Genomic DNA, 6,998 nt, shown 5'->3' on the forward strand with positions numbered 1-6,998 from the left:
ACCGACCATTCGCGGCCAAGATTTCGTGTGGAAAAGGGGGATGATGGGAGCAGCGGCCGAAGACGGGCGCGGCGGCAGGAGGAACGAGAGTGGGGAGCAGCGCATGGCATCGAATCCGTTGATCGAGCGGACCGGCATCGAGATCGTCGCGGACGCGGAGCGCGTGGCCAGGCCGCGCGACCTGTTCTGGCCCTGGTTCGCCGCGAACGTCTCCGTGTTCGGCATGAGCTACGGCTCCTGGGTGCTCGGCTTCGGCATCTCGTTCTGGCAGGCCACGGTCGTGACCGTCGTCGGCGTCGTCGTCTCGTTCCTGCTGTGCGGCCTCATCGCCATCGCGGGCAAGCGCGGCAGCGCGCCGACCATGGTGCTGTCGCGCGCCGCGTTCGGCGTGCACGGGCAGAAGGTGCCCGGCGTGGTGTCGTGGCTCACCTCGATCGGCTGGGAGACCTTCCTGGCGATCACCGCGGTGCTCGCCACCGCGACGGTGTTCGAGGCGCTCGGATGGGCGAGCGGCACCGGCGTGCGCGTTATCGCCGCCGTGCTGGTGGCCGCGGTCATCGTCACGGCCTCGGTGCTCGGGTATCACACGATCATGAAGCTGCAGTCGGTGCTCACCTGGCTGACGGGCATCGTGACGGTGCTCTACCTCGTGCTCGTGATCCCGAGCATCGACTTCGCCGCGGTGCTCGCGATGCCGAACGGCTCGCCGCAGCAGATGATCGGCGCGCTCGTCATGGTCATGACCGGCTTCGGGCTCGGATGGATCAACATCGCGGCCGACTGGTCGCGCTATCAGCGGCGCGATGCGAAGGACTCCTCGATCGTGCTCTGGAACACGATCGGCGGGGCGGCCGCGCCGGTCATCCTCGTGACCGCGGGCCTGCTGCTCGCCGGGTCCGACCCGGCGCTCATGGATGCGGTGGGCGGCGACCCGGTGGGCGCGCTCGCGACGCTGCTGCCCACGTGGGCGCTCATCCCGTTCTGGATCACGGCGCTGCTCGCGCTCATCTCGGGCGCGGTGCTCGGCATCTACTCCTCGGGCCTCACGCTCATCAGCCTCGGCATCCGCGTCCCGCGGCCCGTCGCGGCGGGCGTCGACGGGGTCATCCTCACGATCGGCACGATCTGGGTCGTGTTCTTCGCGCAGGACTTCCTGGGCCCGTTCCAGAGCTTCCTCATCACGCTCGGGGTGCCCCTCGCCTCGTGGGCGGGCATCCTCATCGCCGACATCCTCACGCGCCGTCGCGATTACGACGAGGCGGCGCTCTTCGACCCGAAGGGCGTCTACGGCGCCTTCGACTGGACGAGTCTCGCGACGATGGCCGTCGCCTCGGTGATCGGCTGGGGCCTCGTGGTGAACGGCTTCGCGGAGGAGGCCGCGTGGAACAACTGGCAGGGCTATCTGCTCGGGGCGTTCGGCGGCCGCGACGGCACGTGGGCGGCGGCGAACCTCGGCGTGATCATCGCGCTGGTGCTCTCGTTCCTGGTGACGCTGCTGCTACGGCGCGGCAGGATCCGCCGCCAGGAGGGCCGCTGAGCTGTCACTGCGGCGCCTGCCACCTTTGCGCGTCGCGGGTCCGCATTAGGAGGGCGATGGCGGACGCATCCCGCCGCTGCGGGAGGGATGCGCTCATGGCTGCCCTCCTAGTGCGGATCGAATCCTCGGCGCGCTGCGGGGCGCGCGGGGCGGTGTTGGGACGGGCGTAGAAAAACCCAACACCGAACCTGTCCGATCGGCTAGTCCATGAATTCACACCGATTTCTAGGCTCGGCCGCATGAAGTCAACAGGATTCGCGCTGCCCAGAGTCGCAGCGCTCGCAGTAACTGCGGTATTGACCTTGCTGCTCGCCTTCACCTGGCTGCCCGCCATGGCGGCGAACGCCGACGACGGCTACCCCGACGGCTACCCGAAGATGGGGAAGTCCGATGAATCGATCAGCGGCGAGCAGATTCGCTCCACCCGCGGCAATATCCACACGACGCTCTTCCCGCTCTACACGCAGGGCGGTGACAAGCCCGACCAGCACGCCTACTGCATCGAGCTCGACGTGAGCGCGCGCTACGACATCGGCATGAAGGTCGGCGACTGGGACAGCTTCCCCGGCAACAACGAGTTCAAGAAGGACAAGGACGTCCGCGAGAAGGTCGCGTGGATCGTCTTCAACAGCCACCCGAACGTCGACCTCGACTCCGTCATCGAGGCGACCGGCATCGACGGCCTCACCGAGAAGGAGGCCATCGCGGGCACGCAGGCCGCGATCTGGACCTTCACCGAGAAGAACTTCGAGTTCAAGGGGCTCACGAGCAACGACAAGGCCGCCGAGAAGCGCGTGCAGGCACTCGTGGACTACCTCACCGGCGACGCCAACACGGGTCAGGCCGAGAGCCAGAAGCCCTACATCAAGGCGAACGCCTCGGACGAGACCGGCGTGGCCGGCTCGCTCGTGGGCCCGATCACCTTCGAGGCCTCCGCGAGCACCGTCGAGGTGCAGGTCACCGGCGACTACCCGCTGGTGGACGAGAACGGCGAGGAGGTGGACCTCAAGAAGGTTCCCACCGGCACCGAGCTCTACATCGACGTCCCCGAGGACGCCGAGGCCGGCGAGGCCACCGTGTCGAGCTCGATCAGTGGCGAGCAGCTGAGCGGCATGCTCGTCACGAACGCGAAGAAGGACCAGCGCACCCAGACCCTCATGATCTCGCGCAGCGAGCAGGTCGATGTCAAGGCCGAGGCCACGGTGAAGTGGGACAAGGCGCCCGCGAAGCCCGAGATCGGCACGACCGCGAGCGACAAGGAGGACGGCGACCAGTTCCTGCCCGAGTCCGGTCCCGCGACCGTGGTCGACGTGGTCGACTACAAGGGCCTGACCCCCGGCAAGGAGTACGAGATCACCGGTGAGCTCGTGATCCGCGACGGCAGCGAAGAGGGCAAGCCCACCGGCATCACGTCCTCGACGAAGTTCACGCCCGAGGCGGCCGACGGCTCCGTCGAGCTGACCTTCGAGGTGCCCGAGGGCGAGCTGCACGGCGAGGTCATCGTCGTGTTCGAGACTCTCAAGCTGGACGGCAAGGAGGTCGCGACCCACGCCGACATCGAGGACGAGAACCAGACCGTCTACCGTCCGAAGATCGAGACGGATGCCTACGACCTCTCCGACAAGGACCAGGAGCTCGCCCACGAGGGCGGCACGCTCCGCGACGACGTCGCCTACTCGGGCCTGCAGGTCGGCCAGACCTACGTGCTCCGCGGCGAGCTCATGGACAAGGAGACGGGCGAGTCGACCGGCATCGAGGCCTCGACCGAGTTCGTGGCCGAGGAGAGCTCGGGCATCGCGAGCCTCGACTTCGAGGTTCCGGCCGACTACGCGGGCGACACCCTCGTGGCGTTCGAGAAGCTCTACTTCGTGAAGGCCGAGGCCGAGGACGAGATCGGCACCCAGGACGAGGGCGAGATGCCCATCCCGGCCACGCCCGAGGAGATCCTCATCGCCACGCACGAGGACATCGACGACGCGCGCCAGACGGTGACCGTCGACGAGAAGCCCGAGGAGACCGTCCCGCCGACCACGCCTGAGGAGAGCGAGACGCCCACGCCCAAGCCGAGCGAGACCCCGGACGAGACGACCCCTGCCGGGGAGCAGCCCGAGAAGCCGGCGAAGCCCGACACCGAGGGCGGCCTCGCCCAGACCGGTGAGAGCTTCCCGGTCCTCCCGCTCGGCATCGGCATCGCCCTGCTGCTCGCAGGATCGATCGCCCTGATGATCCGCTCGCGCAAGCAGGCGGCCGAGTAACGAGAGCGGCGCCGGTCGACCCCATCAGTCGCCGACCGGCCCGCGAGGCCCCATCGCCCGGAGCAATCCGGAGCGGTGGGGCCTCTCGTATGCCCGGCGGCGGAGAGGCCCCGGGGCGGAGACACCCCGGCGGTGGAGAGCCCCGCCGGTGGAAAGCCCCGGTGGCGGAGAGAGGCGACGCGGGCACAATGGAGCGGTCGCCCCGCGACGGCGATCGGATGGCCTGTGAAGGCGACCGGACCCGCGGGCCGGGCCCGCAGGCCGAACCCGCGGGCTGGACCCGAGGATCGGACCCGACCTGCGGGCCGAACCTGCGGACCGGACCCGCCGCCCGTGGCTACCGCCCGGAGCGCTCCGACACGGCCGGGCCCCGCAGCAGGCTCCCCGCCTCGCCGCGGGAGGAGACCTGGAGCTTGCGGAGTACGTTCGAGACGTGGAAGCGCACGGTGGCCTGGGAGACGACGAGGGCCTCGGCGATCTGCCGGTTGGACTCGCCCTCCGCGAGCCGCTCGGCGATCTCGCGCTCGCGCGAGGTGAGCGTGTCGAGCAGCCGGTCGCGCGTGGAGCGGGGCGCGTCGAGCGCCGCCATCGTGCCGCGCACGCGTGCGAGATACCGCTCCGCCCCGGAGCTGCGCAGCAGGGCGGCGGCGCGCATCAGCGCGCTCCGCGCGGCATCGTGCCGTTCCTCGGCGACGAGGAATTCGCCGTAGTCGAGGAGGGCGAGGGCGCAGGGCACCGGCGGGGCGGTCTCGGCGGCCGCCTCCTCGAAGTGCCGGATCGCCGAGTTCCTGTCGTCCCGGGCCGCGGCCAGCAGGGCGCGCAGCCAGGCGAGCGAGCCCCAGCATTCGAGCCACCTGGCGCCGCGCCAGGTCTCGAGGCGATTGATGAGCCTCCGGGCGTCCTCGAGTCGGCCGAGCCGGACGAGTGCCTGGGCCCGGTACGTGAGGAAGCCGTGCCTCGTGTTCCGGATGCGCTCGACGTACGGCCCCTCGGAGGCGCGGAGCACCGCCTCGAAGTCGCCGTCGGCTCGGGCGGCCTCGCACTCCGCGATGATCGCGAGATCGGGGGCATAGCTCTCCCACTCGATCTCGCGGTGCCGCCGCGCCTGCGCGAGGAGCGGGCCGAGGTCCTCGCCGCCGGCGCCGGCACCGATGAACGCGCGCAGCGCCGCGGCGAGCGGCCGGGTCTCGACGTCGAGGGCGTCCTCGCAGCGCTCCTCCATGATGCCGGCGACCTTCCGGGCCTCCTGGTACCGGCCCAGCATCACGAGGCTGTGGGCGCGCACGAGCAGGACGGTGCCCAGCCCCCACGGCGCGTGCCCCGCGTCGACGATGCGCATGGCGTCGTGCGCGAGCTCCGCGGCCCGCGCGAATGCGCCCGAGCCGGCCAGCGTGCCGGCGATCGCGGCGAGCGCGTCGGCCTTGACGGGCCCCTCCGGCAGCGCCTGCGTGCGCTCGATGAGCCGGGCGACGGCGCCCTTCGTGGCGCGGTGCGGGGCGGAGGCGAGGGCGTAGCAGTCGAGCAGCGGCGCATCCGGCTCGACGAGCCCCGCGAGGCGGGGGTCGCGCAGCTCGCCGGGGTCCTTCGGCGCGGCCTCGAAGCAGCGCCGGGCGCGCTCGATGCGTTCGGCGAGCGGCGAGAGGTCTCCGCTGCGCAGCGTCCTGACCACGGCGAGGAGCGCGAGCGAGGCCTGGAGCGCCCGGCCGTCCGGGTCGGGTGCGGGCTCGGCGGTCATCCGGGCCACGCGCTCGTGGGGGAACGGGGCATCCACACGGAACGCCTCGATCATGACGAGCAGGGCGTCGCGGAGCCCGGTGGCCGGCAGTCGGGCGTACTCGGGCAGCAGGTCGAGGAGGTGGAAGGGGGTCTTCGCGCGCAGGTGGGCCATGGCGAGCCGGATGAGCAGGTCCATCCGGACGAGCAGCTCAGCCCGGGCATTCGGCTCGGGGGCGAGCTCCAGGGCGCGCCGCAGGACCGCGTCCGCCTCCCGGATCTCGCCGCGCGCGACGGCCGCGTCGGCGTGCTCCACGACGCGGTCGAGCAGTTCGGCGTCCAGCTCCTCGGCGGCCGCGAGCAGGTAGTCGAGGCGCGGACCGTCCACGGCGGCGAGGTCGCGCGCGAGGCGCCGCCGCCGCTCGGGCGCGAGCATGGCGCGCACCGCCGGGACGAGCAGCTCGTGGTGCGGCGCGATGCGCGAGCCGAACCCGGACTCCCGCAGCACGCCGCGGTCGATCGCGTCGCCGAGGCCCGATTCCTCGCCCGACCTCGCGAGCACCGACTCGAGCGCGCCGGCCTCGATGCCGGAGCCCGCGAGGGCGACGACCTCCACGGCCGTCCGCGCGGCGGGGCCGAGGCTGCGGTACTGCACGAGCATCGGGTTGTCCTCGGGGCTCGGGCCGCGGACGGGCAGGTCCCAGACGAGGTGCAGCGCGGCGGCCTCGGAGGGGTCGAGGGTGTCGAAGAAGGCGTCGACGTGCCGGAGGGAGCCGCCGGTGGCCTCGCGCAGCGCGCGGGCGTTGCGGCGCATGATGTCGGTGCCGAAGCGGGAGACCGCGATGGCGCGGATTTCCTGATCCGTGAGCGGCTGCAGGTCGATCCGCCCGCCGTTCGGGTCGCGCGAGAGCCGTTCGAGGTATTCGCCGAGGGAGCCCCGCTCGTGCGGCTTGCGCGCGCCGAAGGCGATGAGGGTGCGGCGGCGGATGAGGCGGGGCAGCAGGTACCGCAGGATGCGGGCGGAGGCCTCGTCGATCCACTGGGCGTCGTCGATGATCACGGCCTGACCGGTTTCCGGGGCGTCCTCGAGGATGCGGTTCAGACATTCGCGGGCGAGCTCGACGGGATCCGCGTCGGGCTGCGCCTCGAAGGCCCAGCCGCCGGCGAGCTCGCCCGCGAAGAGCCGCTCCATGAAGCTGTAGGGCTCTTCCCGCTCGAAGCGGTCGGCGCGCGAGTGGATCGCGGTCCAGCCGTACCGGCGCTCCATGAGCCCGGCGAGCTCGCGCAGCAGCGTGGTGGTGCCCATGCCGGGGAGCCCGTCGACGAGCAGGAACATGCCGCAGCGATCGTCCGCGCGCTCTGCGGCGCGGACGATGGCGTTGCTGCGGGTGCTCGCCGGATCGGCGGCCCGGATTCGGGATGGCACGCGACGAGGCTAGGCATGGTTGAGAAATCATGAGCCATCTTCGCGGCCTTTCCGCCCGCCCGCCCAC

The 6,998-nt window shown here is 71.5% G+C and carries 3 protein-coding genes; 2 read left to right on the forward strand and 1 reads right to left on the reverse strand.

The window, feature by feature from the left end:
* The first annotated feature begins 103 nt into the window (after nucleotides 1–103).
* The gene (locus tag FM112_RS10185) at nucleotides 104–1,537 is read left to right on the forward strand and encodes a cytosine permease (protein ID WP_087007141.1); all 1,434 of its coding nucleotides are present in this window, start codon (nucleotides 104–106) and stop codon (nucleotides 1,535–1,537) included.
* A 239-nt stretch (nucleotides 1,538–1,776) separates the two neighbouring features.
* The gene (locus tag FM112_RS10190) at nucleotides 1,777–3,792 is read left to right on the forward strand and encodes a VaFE repeat-containing surface-anchored protein (protein ID WP_087007143.1); all 2,016 of its coding nucleotides are present in this window, start codon (nucleotides 1,777–1,779) and stop codon (nucleotides 3,790–3,792) included.
* Nucleotides 3,793–4,129: 337 nt separating this feature from the next.
* Here FM112_RS10190 and FM112_RS10195 read toward each other — a convergent pair whose 3' ends face one another.
* The gene (locus FM112_RS10195) at nucleotides 4,130–6,931 is read right to left on the reverse strand and encodes a LuxR family transcriptional regulator (protein WP_087007145.1); all 2,802 of its coding nucleotides are present in this window, start codon (nucleotides 6,929–6,931) and stop codon (nucleotides 4,130–4,132) included.
* Nucleotides 6,932–6,998: the final 67 nt, after the last annotated feature.

This window comes from Gulosibacter sp. 10, assembly GCF_900163695.1.
Taxonomy (GTDB): domain Bacteria; phylum Actinomycetota; class Actinomycetes; order Actinomycetales; family Microbacteriaceae; genus Gulosibacter.